Source organism: Anabaena sp. UHCC 0253, from assembly GCF_009712085.1.
GTDB lineage: Bacteria > Cyanobacteriota > Cyanobacteriia > Cyanobacteriales > Nostocaceae > Dolichospermum.
In genome coordinates, this window is the sequence record NZ_VILD01000008.1 from 290,110 (window position 1) to 308,356 (window position 18,247).

The window sequence follows — 18,247 nt, forward strand, 5'->3', positions numbered from 1 at the left end:
GTGGCTATCAAACAACCTCTTAAACCTCTGGTTCTAAATCTAAACTATAAAGTTTTTGACCTTCCAAATTATGCAAAGTAACAGTTAAAACTTCTGTTTTGCCATCAATTTTTACCATGCCAAAAAACTGTAACCCTGAACTTGGTGGTTGATTAAGTTTTATCTCTGGAGATGCAGTTTGAAATCTTACTTCTGGACCAAAAGTATTATCTAGTTGATTGGGTCCAAAGTTGCCAGAATTAAGAGGTCCAGCTACAAATTCCCAAAAAGGTTTAAAATCAGTAAATTGGGCTTTATTAGGATCATAATAATGGGCTGCGGCATAATGGACATCAGCAGTTAACCAAACCACATTGCGGATATCATTTTGTTTAATAAACCGCAATAAATCAGCTAATTCTAATTCTCTTCCTAATGCTTTACCATCACCATTAGCTAAGTTTTCAAAGTCGGTTTTTCCATCTTTGATCATTAACCCAATTGGCATATCACTGGCAATAATTTTCCAAGTTGATTTTGAATTATTTAATTTATTTTTCAACCAATTGATTTGGGAATAACCTAAAAATGCTGTTTTCTCGCTGGCTACTGGTTGATTATTAGGAGAATTTTTACCTCTGTAGCTGCGTTTATCGATCATGAAAATTTCTAGCAATTCACCATGATTAAAATGACGATAAATCCGGTTTGGATCTTGGGAATTAAAACGAATGGGCGTATATTCTAAAAATGCTTGTCTTGCCCGTGATGCTAATAGGGAAACATCCTTAATTTGATAGCGGTTATCATCTAATATCTGTCCAGGATACCAATTATTTATAACTTCATGATCATCCCATTGGACAAGTTGAGGAATTTGGGCATTAAATCGCTGAATATTTTCATCTAACAAGTTATAAATATAGTTACCACGAAATTCTTTCAGGGTCTCCGCAACTTTTGATTTTTCTTCAGTAGTGATGTTTTTCCAAATCTTCCCGTCGTCTAATTTTACTTCCGCTTGAATGGGATTATCGGCATAAATATAATCACCAGAATGAATAAAAAAGTCGGGGTTAAGTTTACGAATAGATTCATAAATTCTCATCCCACCCCACTCAGAATTAATTCCCCAACCTTGTCCTGCGGTATCTCCAGACCACGCAAATAATATATCTTTTCCTTTTCCTAGAGGTGCGGTTTTTAAATGACCAATCACAGGGGCGCTAGAAATGTTAGTATCAACTAAATCCTGAAATGTGACACGGTAAAAAATATCTTGACCTGGTGGTAAATTATCTAAGTAAGTGCGGGTAGTAAAGTCAGTGTATTTGGTCGCAACTTTGCCGATAACTCGTTGACTATTACGGAAATTTTCATCAGTAGCATATTCTATAATCATTCTGGCAGAGCTATCGCTACGACTCCAAATCACCGCGCTATTACTGTTAATATCGCCACTAGCGACACCGTAGGGTATACCTGGACGGTTTTTGTCTAATGTGATAAATGCAGGTGTCTGGGCTATGGCTAATTTTGACCACAGGTTTGCCGTCATCACACTACCAGTAGTTACTATGGCTTTCATTAAGAATTGACGACGCTTTAATGCGTGGGAAATATCTGGTTTCATGGATTTCATACCTCATACACTACAGTCTTTTCGTTAGATATATAATTTCATGCTCTATAATCTTTATTGATATAATTTATATATTGTCATCTATCTTTAGCTAGATTTTTATAAAGTAATTTTGATACTATAACTTAAATAATTCGTGCTATAAATACTTACTTGTATAGTTTCTTAAATCATACATAAAAATTATGCTCTTACCTAATAATGAACGTCAACGCCTAAAATTACTGAATCAATATCAGATTTTAAACACTCCACCGGAGACAGCATTTGATGAAATTGCTCAACTAGCCAAAGATATTTGTGAAACACCAATTGCTTTGATTAGTTTAGTTGATGAACAGCGAGAATGGTTTAAGTCAAAAGTGGGGATAGCTATCTCAGAAATTCCCCGTGATTTAGCTTTTGGTAGTTATACTATTTTGGAAAGAGAAATTTTTATTATTCCAGATACTTTACAAGATCCAAAATTTGCAAATAATCCTCTTGTTGTCTCTAATCCCTATTGCCGATTTTATGCAGGAGTTCCCCTAATTAATGCTCATGGGTTTGCTCTAGGAACGTTATCTATTATGGATAATATGCCTCGTACATTGAGTCTTAAAGAAGAAAAAGCTTTAAAAAGTTTGGGTAAACAAGTCATCAGATTTTTAGATTTACACCAACAGAAATTTCTGGAAAATAGTCAATGGAACTATCAGCTACTATTTACTCATCATCCTAGTCCTATGTGGATCTATGATTGTAATACACTACAATTTTTAGATGTGAATGAAGCAGCCACAACTCATTATGGTTATTCAAAATCCGAATTTTTACAAATGCGGATTATTGACATTCATCCTGTTGAAGATATGCCTATGTTATTGGCGTATATTGCTAGAAATCGTTCTGGATTATGTAATTATGGAAAATGGCGACATATTCATAAAGATGGCAAGGTTATTTTTATAGAAATTATTTGTAATAATATTAATTATGGTAATCAAAATGCTGTACTAGTTCATATACGTGATTTAAGTGCGCGTCAACAAGTAGAATTAAAACTGCAAGATAGTGAAGCTAGATTTCGAGTAATTTCTCAAGCAATTCCTATTCCTTTAGCCATTTCTCGTGTATCTGATGGCATAATTATATATGCTAATCCAGAATTTTTACACACATTTCAATTTTCTTCAGATGATTTATTACAGAGAAAAATTTCAGATTTATATCACAATAAATCTGATTGGAACAAGTTATTAACAGATTTTAATCATGATGGATTTTTGCATAATTATGAAATTCAATTACATAAAGCAGATGGTACTAATTTATGGGTAATTGCATATTGGCGATATTTAAAATATAATAATGAGCCAGCGGTATTACAATTATTTAATGATATTACTGAGCGTAAAAACTCGGAAGTTAAACTTCAAGAACAAAATGAGTTTTTACAGTCCATATTTCAGAATATTCCTTTAATGATTGCCCTCATTGGTGCTGATTATGATGTTCACTGGGTCAATCACAAATTTGAAGAAACTCTAAAATACTCTTTACAAGATTTTCAAAGTCGTAATATTTTGGCCGAATTCTATCCTAATGAAGAATATCGTCAAGAAGTGATTGAATTTATTCAGTCTGGACAACCTGTTTGGCATGATTTTATAACTCATATAAAAGATGGTTCTATTATTGATACATCTTGGACTAATGTGAAACTACCCAATGGACATACTATCGGTATTGGCCAAGAGATTACAGAACGTAAGCAAAATGAGAGAATGTTAAAAGCTCAAGCTGAACGCGAGAAATTGATGCGTAAGGTTTCTGAGCGAATTCACCAATCTTTAAATCTCCAAGATATTCTCAATGCAACTGTTGAAGAAGTACGAGATTTATTACAGGTTGATAGGGTTGTAATTTATCAGTTTGCACCAGATATGAGTGGTGAAATTATGGCGGAATCTGTATTATCTGAGTGGACAGTTTCTTTGGGTACTAAAATTCATGACTCTTGTTTCCAATCAAGGGGAATATCAAATTATTATCAAGGATATAACCGGGCAATTTCTAATATTTATCAAGCTGGTTTAACTGATTGTCATATTCGACTTTTAGAACAATTTGAAGTCAAAGCCAATTTAGTTGTCCCCATTTTACTAGAAGTGAATGAGGACAATATAGGTTCTTCCCCCTGGGGGTTGCTGATTGCTCATCAATGTGCTAACTTTCGGGAATGGGAAGAACATCAATTAGATTTACTTGATCAATTAACGGTACAAATTGCGATCGCTATTCAACAATCTAACATATTACAACAAGCCCAAATTGAAATTCAACACCGAGAACAAGCAGAAATAAAGCTAAGAAGTGCTTTAGCTGAAAAAGAAGTCTTGTTAAAAGAAGTTCACCATCGAGTTAAAAATAATTTACAAATTGTTTCTAGTTTACTACACCTCCAAGCACAAACAATTAAAGATCCACAGATTCTCAAAGCTATCCAAGAAAGTCAAAATCGCATCGAATCAATATCTTTAATTCACAAAAATTTATATACTAATCCTAATATTGGCAAAATTGATATTGCCGAATATATTAATAGTCTAGTGACAGGGATACTCATATCCTATCAAATAGCACCTGGTCAAATTAGCTTACAAACTGATATTAATTCAGTTATTTTAAATGTTGATCAAGCTATTGCCTGTGGATTAATTATCAATGAATTAATATCTAATGCTTTAAAGCACGCTTTTTCCAGTCAAGAATCAGGTGAAATTAGTATCAGCTTACATAAAAATAATCATGATATTCAGATGATTATTCGAGATAATGGGATTGGTTTAGCTGATAATATAGATTGGCATACTACTCCTTCTTTAGGACTATCTTTAGTTTATGATTTAGTTACTGAACAATTAGAAGGTTCTATCACTATAGAACGTAATCAAGGAACTATATTTAATATTCAATTTTCACAATTCACTTTGCATGAATAAATAAGAAATGGGTTTAGCTAAAATTTTAGTAGTTGAAGATGAAGTAATTCTGGCTAGAACTATTGCTAGTCAACTAAATCAATTAGGATATATAGTTACAGCTAAAGCTTCTTCTGGACAATCGGCCATTAATCAGGCTTTAGAAACTCACCCTGATTTAATCTTAATGGATATTATTATCAAAGGTGATATGGATGGTATTGCTACTGCTAATTATATTCATGAACAATTAGATATACCTGTGGTTTTTCTAACTGCTTATGGTGATGAACAAACTTTAGAACGGGCAAAAGTTACCCAACCTTTTGGTTATATTGTTAAACCATTCACGAGTAGAGATTTACGTATATCTATAGAAATTGCTTTGTTAAAACACAAACTAGAATGTGAATTGCGGGAAAGTAGAGATCAATTAGCAACTCTATTAGATTCGATGAGTGATGCTGTTATCGCTACAAATGAACAGGGAATAATCACATTTATTAATCCTGCTGCTGAAAAAATTACTGGTTGGCAAGAAACAGAAGCTCTTGGTAATAATGTATCCGAAATTATTAAAATTATTGATGAAGTTACCAGTGAGATTATTGAAAATCCTGTAACAAAAGTCTTACGAGAAAAACAGGCTTTAGATTTAAGAGAATTTGCTTGTTTAATTACTAAAAATGGCACAAAATTACCAATAGGTAATAGTGCTTCTTTGTTAATGCGACGACCTCATGAAATTAGTGGTGTTGTGCTTGTACTATGGGATTTAAGCGAACGTCGTCAAAGAGAATCTTTAGAAAAGGCTTTAAAAAAAGAACAGGAACTCAATCACCTCAAATCTTTATTTATTTCTACTGTTTCTCACGAATTCCGCAATCCTTTGAGTGTGATTCAAACCGCAGTCGAATTGATAGAAATTCACGGTAATAATTTAACAGATGACAAAAGAACTAAATATTTAACACGCATCTACGGTGCTGTAGAATCAATGGAAAAACTCATGAAAGATGTCTTATTCATGGGTAAATCAGAGGCAGGAAAACTTATTTATAATCCTGAATCAGTTAATTTAGAAAAATTTTGTCAAGAACTAGTTGAAGAATTTGAACTTATTGAAGATAGTGGGCATGAAATAATTTTTAATTGCCATAGTCAGAATACAAATACGGTGATGGATGAAAGATTATTACATCACTTATTTAGAAATTTACTTTCTAATGCAATTAAGTATTCACCCATAAATGGTAAGATTCGGTTTGAACTTATTTGTGATTATGTAAATGAATTAGCAATTTTTGAAATTCAAGATCAAGGAATTGGTATTCCTGAATCTGACCAAAATAAAATTTTTGATTCTTTTTATCGGGCTTCTAATGTTGAATCAATTCAAGGTAATGGGCTAGGTTTGGTAATTGTTAAAAGATGTGTTGATGCCCATCAAGGAACAATTAATATGGTAAGTAAAATCAATGTTGGCACGACATTTACTGTTACTTTACCATTAAATTTACAGCACATTCTTTAAGTCAGTTGTTGTAGGGGCGAAGCATTCGGTGTAAGGGCGAAGCATTCGGAAAATAAACTTGGGAAAAAACCGATAATTAATCGCCCGAATGCTTCGCCCCTACATGGGAAAAAACCGATAATTAATCGCCCGAATGCTGATGCTTCCAGTCCCGTTAGGGATACGCCCGTACAGTTTCAGGAGAAGAAAGAAGTTAATTATCTTGACGGACGACTCCACCAACAACTGGTTTAAGCTCTCCATCAGAGAATGGATCTGTGCCACCATTCCAGTTAAAATCACTGATGCGGATACTAAAACCACCTAATTCTAGTACAGGATTATAACGGAGAGTAATACCATAGGTACGACGACTGTATTCTAATATATAATCAGTGCTGGTTTCTTTGCCTGTATCGAGGTTGACAGATGTTTGCAATCCTAACCGGAATGGACCATAAATTTGTTGAGAAATGCCAGCATTTAGGACTTTGTTATCAACAGAACGGTCAAAAAGAAAGGGTGATAAACCGCTGTTAGTTCCTTGGGAGTAGCTAATATTAAAAGCTGTATAATCTAAGTAAGGACGAGAAAAATTCCCAATTTGTCCGATCAGACCGATAGTAGCAGTTAAAGTGCTTTGGTTGTCACTGCTACTGTAATAGCTAGTAGTTCCGGTTAAACCTGCGATCGCTTGCAAATAGGGAACTACAGGATTAGGTGTATATTTTAATCCAGCTTCTGCTGTAGCTGCTAAGGGTTTTCCCTCCCATAACTTGATCCCACTACTTAACGCCACACTACCTTGCAGACGACTCAGAGAGATGCGATCGTTTTTTCGGTCTGGGGAGAGTAAATCTTGACGATCTGTATTCGCTTCGATATACTGAGCGCCGCCTTGATAGCTAAGATTGATACCACTTTTGCCTAAAGGAATAATTGGGGAAGTGATGACTCCACCAACACTAGCTTGTACAGTTTGAAAGCCAAGACTACCATTATAGAGGCGATCGCGGTAACTAGATTCTAAATTCAATGTATGCGGGTTCACATCTCCTAAAAGTTGCCTTAACCGCAAACTTCCGCGCAAATTATTTTCCACATCATTGAGATCAAAACTAGTTAACTCCCCCGTCCCTTCCAGAACAGTTTTCGGACTTAAAACAGCATTCAGCTTAGTATTCACACCAAATAAACTAGCCAAATTCTGGCTATTGTCCCAAGCCTTCTGCACATAAAACTGGGGTGTAATAATCAAACGGGTCTGATCTGTATTAATCGGTTCAAAACTGCGTTCTATAAACAAACCACCCCGTTGACCATTATCAAAACCAGGAGAGACAATTGCCGGATTTACCTGTCGCGGCCGACGATCTATTGTCCGACTGCTAATAGGAATAGGGATAGTAACATTTTGATCAAAAACTAACCGTTGACGCTCAGTAGTAATTTTATCTATTAACGGTGCTTCCCGCGTCACCGTGACTTTATTTGCTCTTATTTCTAGTTCAGGGGGTGAAAAAGGATCATTTGTAATTCGGACATCTTGCGCTTGAAAACCTCGTGGATAAAATTCAATCCGTTCGGCTTCAAATCGTAACCGCTTCACAACACCACCAGATTTAGCCGGAGCGACATTCCGCGCATCTGACTGACCACTAGCACTAAATTCTATTCCTCCTGGACTGCTAACACCAGCAACAGGCTGATTAGCGCGAACCCGATTACTCAAAGGGCGACTAGGTACACCACCTGCTGTAATATCCGTAGGGAGAGTAGGTGTAAAAGCAAAATCTGTTTCCGTGGTGGGGATATAAAGTTCACCTTTCCCATTTTCCAAATCCCCACTATCTTGAATAAAATTATAGGTAAAACGTTGTCCTTGTAATATCTGATTTCCTCTAGTTAAAGCAACGTTACCTTCTCCCACCGCAATCAAATTCTCTAAATTGATTTGCAGGCGATCGGCATCAATCACTGCTCCGTCAAATCTGACGACAACGTTACCTTCAGCAGTAACAATTTGTCTAATCTCATCATACTCCTGGCGATCGGCAACAACTTCAACAACCCGTTCTCGCCCTGGAGTGATATTTCCCGGAGTTTGCGCTGGTAAAACTTGTAGAGGTGGTGTTTCAAGGCTGCTAGGTGTTAACTGTTGATTTTGGGAATCACGCAGTTTAAACTCAATAATATTTTGTATTGGTGGTAAATCAGGTGTCTTTTCACCAACAGACAGAGAAAAATTTCCCCCCGATTCCTGTAAATTCACATGACTTTGTTCTGCTGGGGGGGTTGGTGCTTCTGCTAAAATTTGCCGGTTGCCTGTAATATTACTAACTCTATCTGCAACTTGAAGAGAGGCTGGTGAAAATTCAGGAGCTAAGTTTTCTGGTGGAGATAATGGCGAAAAAGTTTTCGTCACATCATCTGCATTGACTAAGCTGGTACTTGACTGATGCTGATGATCCGGGTTTTTACTGTCAACGATGAATTTTTGTTCATCAGCTTCAACCTTGACAACAGCATCAGCGGTAAGATGATGAACTGGTTTTAATGATTCAAGAGTTGGAGGTCGCTGAGGCGGCAATACTGGATGAAACATAGTTTAAGGCAATCAAGCCGACCAAAAAACAAAACATAGCCGGAAGGTTGAATTATATCTTAGCCTGTTTCTACCTTCCAGCCGCTAGGAGTGATCTGTTGTATTTTTATTCTAAATCCCGGCGACCAGGGTTACGGGCTGGGTCATTAGATAAAAGCCCGAATATAAAAATGCTTACAAACAAGCCTACAACAATATAAACAGCGATTTTTAAAGTCAACATAGAACTAACTCCAAGGGGTTTGATGAATAGTAAGTAGAGATTTACTGTCTGCGATGCAGAACGAATATCTATTTTATATTACTCATATCTTGTACCTTTTGCGTGGGAATTGTGGTACGTGGCATTCTCGCAAGATTAACAGTCTAAAGAGGATGTAAGTGAGCCTGTAAACTTTTCAATCAATTTTATCCATAAATCTTTGCAGTCTTTATGTAACAAGATTTATAGCTATTTTTTAAAATCGGTAATATTTTGGTATTATTTCCGCATTGGATTTCAAGTATCTCACCAGTACAATTCAGTGCCAATAGAGTAGTAAAATAATGATATCTTTACGGAAAAAATTATTGTTATTGGGAATACTATTAATGGGTCTATTCCCACAATCAGTAAAAGCCCAATCTGTAACTTCAGCTACCGACGGGACAGGAACAGTTATCAACCAGAATGGTAATCAAATTGACATCACTGGTGGGACACTTTCGCAAGATCAAATCAATCTTTTTCACAGTTTTACCCAATTTGGTCTAAATCAGCACGAAATTGCTAATTTTTTATCAAATCCGCAAATTAAAAATATTCTCGGCCGTGTTGTTGGCGGTGATGCTTCTATAATTAATGGCTTAATTCAAGTTACAGGTGCTAATGCTAATCTATTTTTAATCAACCCATCGGGTATAATTTTTGGTGCAAATGCTCAATTAAATGTACCTGCCAACTTTACCGCTACAACAGCTACTGGAATTGGGTTTGGTAATAATCTTTGGTTTAATGCCACTGGTTTAAATAATTATGCAACATTAGTGGGAGATCCCAGTCAGTTTGCTTTTAATATTAGTCAACCAGGAAGTATTATTAATGTCGGTTCTTTGCAAGTAGGAACTGGGCAAAGTCTCTCTTTAATTGGCGGTAATGTCATTAATACAGGAACTCTCACAGCACCAGAGGGCAATCTGACTATGGCCTCAGTTCCTGGTACAAGTTTAGTGAGAATTTCTCAACCAGGACATTTATTAAGTTTAGAGATTAACCCTACACAAACTTCTGTACCAAGTAATATTACTGGTCTTTCTTTACCACAACTATTGACAGGAGGTAATGTCAGTCAAGCGACTGGGGTAACAGTTGATAGTAATGGAGAAGTTGTTTTAACAAGTGCTGGAGTCATTGTCCCTGCTGATGGAGGAGTTTCCATTGCTTCTGGTAATCTCAAGGTCGCAGGGGAAACAGGCGGTACTGTCGGGGTTTTTGGGGAAAAGGTTGGGGTAATTGGCGGTAATATCAACGCTTCGGGGACCAATGGTGGTGGTACTGTTTTAATTGGTGGAGATTTTCAAGGTAAAGGTACAGTCCCAAATGCTCAGTCTACCTTTGTTAGCACCGACTCAAAAATTAAGGCTGATTCTTTAATTAATGGTGATGGTGGTAAAGTTATTCTTTGGGCAGATAACACCACTCGATTCTATGGGAATATTAGCGCCCAGGGTGGTTCTATAAGTGGTAATGGCGGTTTTGTCGAAGTATCCGGTAAAGAGTTTCTGGATTTTAATGGTCAGGTTAATACCTTTGCAGCTAACGGAAATTTAGGAACGCTCCTACTAGATCCTACAGATATTAATATAGTTGCTGCCGGTGGTAGTGCTTCTCTTGCTAATGTTTCTGCTTTTGCTAACCCCGATACCGACGGCACGAGTTCTAACATTAATGCTGACTTGATTAATAATGCTACTAGCAATGTGATTTTGCAAGCAACAGGTAGTATTTGGTTTCAAACAGGAATTAATATTAGTCAGTCTGGTGTGGGATTAACTGCACAGGCTAATGATTATATTCTTTTGAGCGATATTACAACAAATGGAGGCAGTTTAAACATTACTGCCGACGTTGACAATAATGGTATTGGTTCAATTCAAGATGGTTTAAATTATAGCCTCATTACCAACGGAGGCGACATCAACTTAAAGGGAGGAGGGGCTATTTCTGATTCTAGTATTGAGCTTGAAGCAGTAACAATTAATTCAGGCGGTGGGAATATTACCCTCATAGGAAATAATAACAGTGGCACTGGGTTTCCTGCAATTAATATTAATTCTGGTTCTAGTATTTCCAGTGGTGGAGGAAATATTACTCTGAATGGTACAAGTGATGGAACTGGAATTTTCATCCAAGGAGTAAATATTAATGCAAATATTAATTCAGGAGGAGGAAGTCTTACCCTAACTGGTAACGGTGTTAATGGCGATGGTATTTTCTTAGAGGATGTTTCCCTTAATTCAGGAGGGGGAAATTTAAGTCTCTCCGCAAATAGTACAAATTCAGTAGATTTTTCTGCTCTTGCAGTGAATATTAATTCAGGAATTGGGAATCTAACCCTGACAGCAGACACTACAGATATTTCTCTAAGTAACTCCTTATCAGGTACAGGTAATTTACTGATTCAGCCTCTATCTGTCAATTTAGGAATGACAATTGGTGGAGGTGGAGCGGCAAATACTACATTTCTCAATAATGCAGAATTAGCAAGTTTTACTAATGATTTTAATTCTATTACTATTGGACGCGCTGATAGTAGTGGTGCAATTAGTTTTGCAGATAATCTTACATTTAATGATCCGGTGATTTTGCGATCGCCTTTAGGTTCTATCAACTCCACAGGTTTTACACTTACTGGATCTGATAATGCAACTATTACGCTTTCGGCAGGTAATGGAGGCATTACCAGTGGGAATATCTTCAACTCCAGTCGGACAGTTACTCTCGATGCAATAGGCAACATTACCACAGGTGAGATTGATACTTCAGTTGACTTAATTGGTAGTAATATCAACGGCGGAGCAATTCAAATTACAAGTGGAAGTAATATTACAACTGGGACGTTAAAAACCGAAATCTTCAATGGGCTTGGTACAGCCGGAAACATTACATTAAATACCACAGGTAGCACAGGCAGCATTAATACAACAGGTGGAACTCTCGATGCCTCCGCTATAAATGGTTCTGGAGGAACTATTTTTGTCTTCACTCAAGATGGAAACATTACCACAGGAAATATCACAACATTCTCAAATACAACAGTTACTGGATCTCAAGGCGGTAATATTTTCCTCACAGTCAATAGTGGTAATGGCAATATCAATACTACCGGAGGCAGTCTCAACTCAGGGGCTAATAATGATGGACTAGGTGGTGCTATTACCCTTACAACTGCCAATGGCAACATCAATACAGGTGATATATTATCTACCTCTCGTTTGCATAATGGGGGCGATATTAGTCTAGAAGTAACGGGAACTGGCAATATTGATACAAGTGCTGGCACATTAAATTCTAGTTCCACTGATACGGTTCAATTTAACGGTAATGGTGGTGATATTTCCCTCTCAACAACCGGAACAATCAATACAGGAAATCTAAATGCAGTTTCTAATACTGGTGGTAGTGGTGGTGAGATTACTCTAGCAGGTCAAGATATTAATTCTAATGCGGCTATTTCCACAACAGGAACAGGTAATGTTCAATTTGATGCCAACAGAAGTATTACCCTAAATTCTGGTTCAAGGATTACAACTGACAGCGGAAATATTAACTTCACCGGGGATGATATTTTTCTGGTTAATAGTAGTGGATTAGAAACTACCGGAATTGGAAATATTAACCTAGATACGACTCGTAGCATTAACATTTATTCCGGTTCAAGTATTACAACTGATAGCGGAAATATTGTTTTGAATGCTAATCAAATTGGCACAAATCCAGGAAATTTTGCAGGAATTTTTATTGATAATTCTACGATACAGTCCAATAATGGAGAAATTACTCTGAGTGGAAAAGGTGGCAATCAAGAAGAAATAAATACAGGTAATGATGGAGTTCTTGTCCAAAATAGTAACATCACATCTAACAATGGCTCAATTACGTTCACAGGAGTATCTGGACAAGGATCTGTTAATACTGCTGTAGAGTTCTTTAATAGTACAGTTGCAACAGGTGGAACAGGGAATATTACAATTGATGGAGACAGTGCAACCAATAATGGAGATTATGCAGTTTTACTTCGTCAAGGAACACAGATTACATCCACAGGATCAGGTCAAATTAGCTTAACTGGGACTGCTCCCGCTACCAAATTAGGAATTTATGGAGAAGGCTCACTTTCTTCTATTATTAATCAAACGGGAGATATTACCCTCACTACAGATACTCTCGATTTAACTAATATTAGCTTGCAAGGTACAGGAAATTTAACCCTTCAACCTCTAACACCTAACACAACTATTGGTCTTGGTAATGGTGCAATCGGAACTTTTAATCTTAACAGTACCGCAATAAGCAATATTCAGGATGGTTTTAACTCAATTATCATTGGACGTAGTGATAGTAGTGGTGTAATTACATTAGCAGATAATCTTATATTTAATGATCCGGTAATATTGCGATCGCCATTTGGTACAGTTGCTATAAATAACTCTATCACTACCCCAACTATCACTTTCGAGGCTACCACTTTTATCGGTGGAGATATTACTACCATTAATCCTCAAACTTATAATTACCCAGTTATTTTTACCAATAATTCCACTATCACCACTAATGGGATCACCTTCAATAACACAGTTGATGGTAATAAGAATTTGACGATTAATGCTGGTAGTGCTGACGTTATTTTTACACAAGCAGTTGGGAATATAGAAACTCTCGGCAATTTAAATATTAATAGTAGTGGAAAAACATCTTTCTCAAATGTTAACGCCGCAAGTATCACTACTGACGCATCCGGTATCACTGAATTAAATGGTAATATTAAAGCTATCGGTGGAAATATTAACCTCAACGATACCATTAACCTCACTAATAATACTACTCTCACGGCTGATAACTCTATTAGCACCAATAGCATCAACGGTAATTATGATCTGAGTTTCAGTGCAGGTGGTGATATCAATTTTAATAGTGACTTAGGCAATAATCTAACTTTAGGAAATCTTGCTATTAATCAAGCTATTAATGTCACTGGCAAAAATATTAATGCTGCGAGTATTACCCAAACTTTTGGAATCGGAAATACAATATTGGGCGATCTTAATACAAATCAAAGTGGTGTGAATTTACGCACTAATCAAAATATTACCACAGGCAATATTACCGCCAACGGACAGGAAATAACTTTAACTAGTCAAAACATCACCACAAATAATCTTAATTCTAGTTCTGCTAATGGTGGAGGAGATATTAATATCTTAGCTCAAAACCAAATTATTACTGGTCAAATAGATTCTAGTTCTAGCATTAGTAACGGTGGAAATGTAACAATTGACCCAATTAGAACTATTATTGCATCCATTAATGCTCAAGGTGGAATAAATGGTTTTGGTGGTAACGTTGAGATTATTGCCTTGGATACGTTCCGCTCTACAGGTACATTTATTGATCAAAATGGTATTAGTGCCTCTATTTCTACTGCTGGAGGTTTAGGGGGTGGTGATATTACTATATATCATCCAGGTGTACTTCCTTTTATTATTGGTAATGCTGATATTCACGGTACAGCCGGAGCAATTACATCTGGTGTTAATAATACTATAATGCCAACTCTTCCGGTTTTATCAACTTACACTCAAGAAAATATTCGCCTATTTTCCTTGAATGAAGAAGATATAGAACCTCCAGTTATTGATAAAGCCGATAATGTTGCACAAATTGGCACAGAAGTAACTAATTTAAAACCTCTTTTAGTTGGTAGTGAATTTCTTCGGCAAACGGCATCAAACCAACTTATTCAAGGTGATATAGCAGGTGCAGTTTCTTCAATTGAACAATTCATATCTGGAGAATATACAGAATATTATCAAGAAAAATTAGAACTTAATGCTCAACCACAAACAGCAGAAACTATCCGCGCAGCTTTAAAGAAAATTGCCCTACAAACTGGAAAGCAATCAGCGATCGTTTACATCATATCACAACCTGAATCTTTAGACTTAGTGGTAATTACACCTGCTGGAAAAGCAATTCATCGTAATGTCAAATTCGACAGAAAACAAATAATTGCTGATGTAAAAACTTTCCGTAACCAAATTACAGACCTTTCTAGTGTTGGTTATCAGCAGTCTGGGAAAAAGCTTTATAATTCTCTCATTGCACCTATCGAAGCAGTATTAACCGCAGAAAAAATAGATACCTTATTGTTTTCCGTTGATAATAACTTGCGATCGCTTCCCTTTGCAGCTTTATACGATGGTAAAAATTATCTAGTCGAAAAATATAACATGGGACTAATTCCCAGTGTGTCTTTAATGGATACTCGTTACGAATCTTTAAAAAATTCGCAAATTTTAATCATGGGAGCTTCGGATTTTGCCAATTCTAATCAAGATGATTTACCAGGAGTTAAGATAGAATTACCAACAGTAGCCAAAGAATTTGGCGAAAATCGCTATTTTATTAATCAAGAATTTACCATTAATAATCTCCAAAAACAACGACAACAAAGAGCTACACAAATAGTTCATTTAGCAACTCATGGAGAATTTAATATTAAAGATCCTAATCAATCATATATTCAATTTTGGGGAACAGAAAAATTAAAAATTAACCAAATTCGTAACTTAGGATTTAGAAATCCTCCAGTCGAATTATTAGTCTTAAGTGCTTGTCGGACAGCATTAGGAAATGAACAAGTAGAATTAGGTTTTGCGGGTTTAGCAGTACAAGCTGGAGTCAAATCTGCCTTAGCCAGTTTGTGGTATGTTAGTGATGAGGGAACATTAGGATTAATGAACGAATTTTATCAGAAATTAAGAAATGTACCAATTAAATCTGAAGCATTAAGACAAGCACAAATAGCGATGATTCAAGATAAAGTAAATGTAACAAATGGAGAATTAAGAGGTACAAGAGGTGATATTTCTTTACCACCAGAATTAAAAGGAACTAATAAAAGTTTATCCCATCCCTATTATTGGGCTGCTTTTACAATGATTGGCAGCCCTTGGTAATTAGGGCTTACTGATAAGTAGATGATCAAAATTAAATATAAACTGAAAACCAATTCATACTTTCATTCACCAACGCTATTTTTTTGACGTTTTTTGACTGTGTTAAATATCCAATAACCCATATCGTTTTTGTAAAGTTAATAATTTCATCCTCGCTTCCCCAGCATTGTCAGCCAAATCAGCAAATTCCACAAACCGCCGTAATTCCTTCTTTAATAAATTCCGTTCGACTTCAATAGTTTCTCTATCCAAATCTGGTGGTAAAACAATCATATCAAAAATAGTTGCCCTTTCTTTGCCAGGGTGAGGACGTAAAACCCGGCCTCGTCGTTGGATAAATTGCCGGGGATTTCCTGAACTTGATAAAATTACTGCGGTTTGAATTGCGGGAATATCCACACCTTCATCTAAACAACGAATTGCGACTAAACCCTGTAATTCTCCACTTTCAAATTGACGGCGTAAAGTTTCCCTTTCTTCTAAAGAAGTATTTGCTGTATAGGTACTGATTTTATAACCTAATTCTCCTCCCAAAAGTTGAGAAACCGCTTTGAGTTGACGCAGAGATGAACGTTGTCCGATTTCTTGAGAACCATCACTACAATAAAATAGTGTATGGGTAGTTTCTCGACGAGTAGTCATTAACTCTTGTAAGGCGATTAATTTATTTTCCGCAGTACCAACTAACCGCGCCCTTTGCATTAATAATGATTTGATATCTTCGTTGTCTTCAAAATCTCCTGATTCCCCCATATCTCGATCTCGATACAGGAGAGAACGCCCAATTTTTTTGGTTAATTTTAAATAGGCGATACTTTCAGTTTCTGTCAATTCTACCAACACCGGATTATAGATATAATGAACTAATGCACCTTGAGAAATTGCATCCTGTAAACTAAATTCAGGTTGGAGAATATTTCCAAAATAATCTAATAAAGATTCTGTTCCATCATCATCAAAATATCTTTCTGGTGTCGCTGATAAAGCTAGACGTAAACCCACATTTCGGGGTAAACTTTCCTCTAATTTCGGTGCGCCTAAATTATGGGCTTCATCACCAATAATCAAAGTTTTCGGGGGAAAATATTTCAGTTGTGTCTGAAAACCATCACCAATTAAAGTCGAGTTAGTGGTAATTACCGTTACGAAATTTTGAGAACCAGAACACAGATTATAGATTTGTGTAGAAAGTTGACTTTGCCAACTACGTAAATTATCAAATGCTAAAATCGGCTGTAAGTTAAACTTCTCACATTCTCTACCCCACTGGCTAACAAGATGACGATAGGGACACACCACCAACAAGACTTGTAAACCAATTTGCTGGTACAATTCACAAGCGATCGCTAATGCAGTAATAGTCTTACCACTACCAGTAGCCATTTTTAATGTCCCTCTGCCATGATTCGCAAACCAGCTAGTCACAGCTTGGCGTTGATATCCCCGCAATTGCAGAGATAAAGGCATTTTTGGACATCCCGGTAATGATTTCTTAACTTCATAACTGCCCTTTTTCTCACCCGCATAAGGTAATTTGAGTTTAAATTTAGGCAATTTCGATACTGCATTTTGCGTCAGGTACATAAATTTGCAAATTGGTAATTGGTAATTAGTGATTGGTAATTCGTAATAATCAGTAGTCACCTGTTTTTCATTTGCCACTGACAACTGACAACTGACTACTGACAACTGACTAGTTATAATTACGCCAAATACCCACCAAAGAACCTTGCACCTCTACTTGCATTGCTGATACTTCTATTGGATGATAATTAGGATTTGCAGGTTTGAGAGTCACAAGATCATCATCGCGATAAAACCGTTTTAAGGTTGTTCCATGTCCTTCCACTCTCGCAGCCACGATAGTCCCATTTTTTAACTGATTGGGTTCAGCTACAGGGCGCAGAAATACCACATCACCATCGGCAATCAAATCTTCAATCATACTGTCCCCAGAAACCCGTAAAGCATAGCTTTGGGGAGGTAATGATAAATTAGCTAAATCTAAATGTTCTACCGCGTCTGTGAACGGTTCTATCAATCCACCCGCCGCAATAGTTCCTAAAATTGGTACACCTTGTTTAACAGGATGAAGTATACGAAGAGTTCTCGCTCTACCTTCATTCCAACCGATGTAACCCTTATTACGTAAATGTTCCAAACGACTTTGAATAGGTGCAGGAGATTTCAAATTCATCCCTTGCATCATTTGGCGAATTGAGGGAGAATGTTGATTCAACCTGATATATTCAACCAACCATTCATATAGTTGTTTTTGGGGATCTGTGAGACGTTCCATAATTTTTTCGGGAAGTAAATAATAAATG

Annotated in this window: 8 protein-coding genes; 3 read left to right on the forward strand and 5 right to left on the reverse strand. The window is 36.4% G+C overall.

From position 1 onward, the window contains the following. Positions 1–19: 19 nt before the first annotated feature. The gene (locus FJR38_RS21390) at positions 20–1,612 is read right to left on the reverse strand and encodes an alkaline phosphatase (protein WP_168539261.1); all 1,593 of its coding nucleotides are present in this window, start codon (positions 1,610–1,612) and stop codon (positions 20–22) included. A 194-nt stretch (positions 1,613–1,806) separates the two neighbouring features. Here FJR38_RS21390 and FJR38_RS21395 point away from each other — a divergent pair, with 194 nt between their 5' ends. Together FJR38_RS21395 and FJR38_RS21400 are read left to right on the forward strand one after the other, a co-directional pair. Then, positions 1,807–4,605: a PAS domain S-box protein gene (locus tag FJR38_RS21395; protein ID WP_168539263.1), complete on the forward strand. Its 2,799-nt coding sequence runs from the start codon at positions 1,807–1,809 to the stop codon at positions 4,603–4,605. A 7-nt stretch (positions 4,606–4,612) separates the two neighbouring features. Further along, positions 4,613–6,118: a hybrid sensor histidine kinase/response regulator gene (locus FJR38_RS21400; RefSeq protein WP_168539265.1), complete on the forward strand. Its 1,506-nt coding sequence runs from the start codon at positions 4,613–4,615 to the stop codon at positions 6,116–6,118. 193 nt (positions 6,119–6,311) lie between these two features. Here FJR38_RS21400 and FJR38_RS21405 read toward each other — a convergent pair whose 3' ends face one another. Further along, positions 6,312–8,702 (reverse strand): DUF3769 domain-containing protein, encoded by a 2,391-nt coding sequence (locus FJR38_RS21405; protein WP_168539267.1) that lies wholly within the window; start codon positions 8,700–8,702, stop codon positions 6,312–6,314. 106 nt (positions 8,703–8,808) lie between these two features. After that, positions 8,809–8,925, reverse strand: coding sequence for a photosystem II reaction center protein I (locus FJR38_RS21410; RefSeq protein WP_168491694.1), 117 nt, complete (start codon positions 8,923–8,925; stop codon positions 8,809–8,811). A gap of 368 nt (positions 8,926–9,293) precedes the next feature. On the opposite strand from FJR38_RS21410, the gene FJR38_RS21415 reads away from it, so the two are divergent. Further along, positions 9,294–15,920 carry a CHAT domain-containing protein gene (locus FJR38_RS21415; RefSeq protein ID WP_168539269.1) on the forward strand — a complete coding sequence of 2,209 codons (6,627 nt, stop codon included), beginning with the start codon at positions 9,294–9,296 and terminating at the stop codon, positions 15,918–15,920. 102 nt (positions 15,921–16,022) lie between these two features. Here the strand turns inward: FJR38_RS21415 and FJR38_RS21420 are convergent, their stop codons facing one another. Both FJR38_RS21420 and lexA read right to left on the reverse strand, forming a co-directional pair. Continuing rightward, positions 16,023–17,504: a DNA phosphorothioation system restriction enzyme gene (locus tag FJR38_RS21420; protein ID WP_168539329.1), complete on the reverse strand. Its 1,482-nt coding sequence runs from the start codon at positions 17,502–17,504 to the stop codon at positions 16,023–16,025. Between the two features lie 109 nt (positions 17,505–17,613). Next, positions 17,614–18,219, reverse strand: a complete 606-nt coding sequence (lexA, locus tag FJR38_RS21425) for a transcriptional repressor LexA (protein WP_168492117.1) — start codon at positions 18,217–18,219, stop codon at positions 17,614–17,616. Between the last annotated feature and the right edge of the window lie 28 nt (positions 18,220–18,247).

Excerpts from the sequence above, each read along its gene's own strand:
- FJR38_RS21405 (WP_168539267.1), bottom strand. The coding sequence starts at position 8,702 with ATGTTTCATCCAGTATTGCCGCCTCAGCGACCTCCAACTCTTGAATCA.
- lexA (WP_168492117.1), bottom strand. The coding sequence starts at position 18,219 with ATGGAACGTCTCACAGATCCCCAAAAACAACTATATGAATGGTTGGTT.
- FJR38_RS21415 (WP_168539269.1), top strand. The coding sequence starts at position 9,294 with ATGGGTCTATTCCCACAATCAGTAAAAGCCCAATCTGTAACTTCAGCT.
- FJR38_RS21395 (WP_168539263.1), top strand. The coding sequence starts at position 1,807 with ATGCTCTTACCTAATAATGAACGTCAACGCCTAAAATTACTGAATCAA.
- FJR38_RS21400 (WP_168539265.1), top strand. The coding sequence starts at position 4,613 with ATGGGTTTAGCTAAAATTTTAGTAGTTGAAGATGAAGTAATTCTGGCT.
- FJR38_RS21420 (WP_168539329.1), bottom strand. The coding sequence starts at position 17,504 with ATGTACCTGACGCAAAATGCAGTATCGAAATTGCCTAAATTTAAACTC.
- FJR38_RS21410 (WP_168491694.1), bottom strand. The coding sequence starts at position 8,925 with ATGTTGACTTTAAAAATCGCTGTTTATATTGTTGTAGGCTTGTTTGTA.
- FJR38_RS21390 (WP_168539261.1), bottom strand. The coding sequence starts at position 1,612 with ATGAAACCAGATATTTCCCACGCATTAAAGCGTCGTCAATTCTTAATG.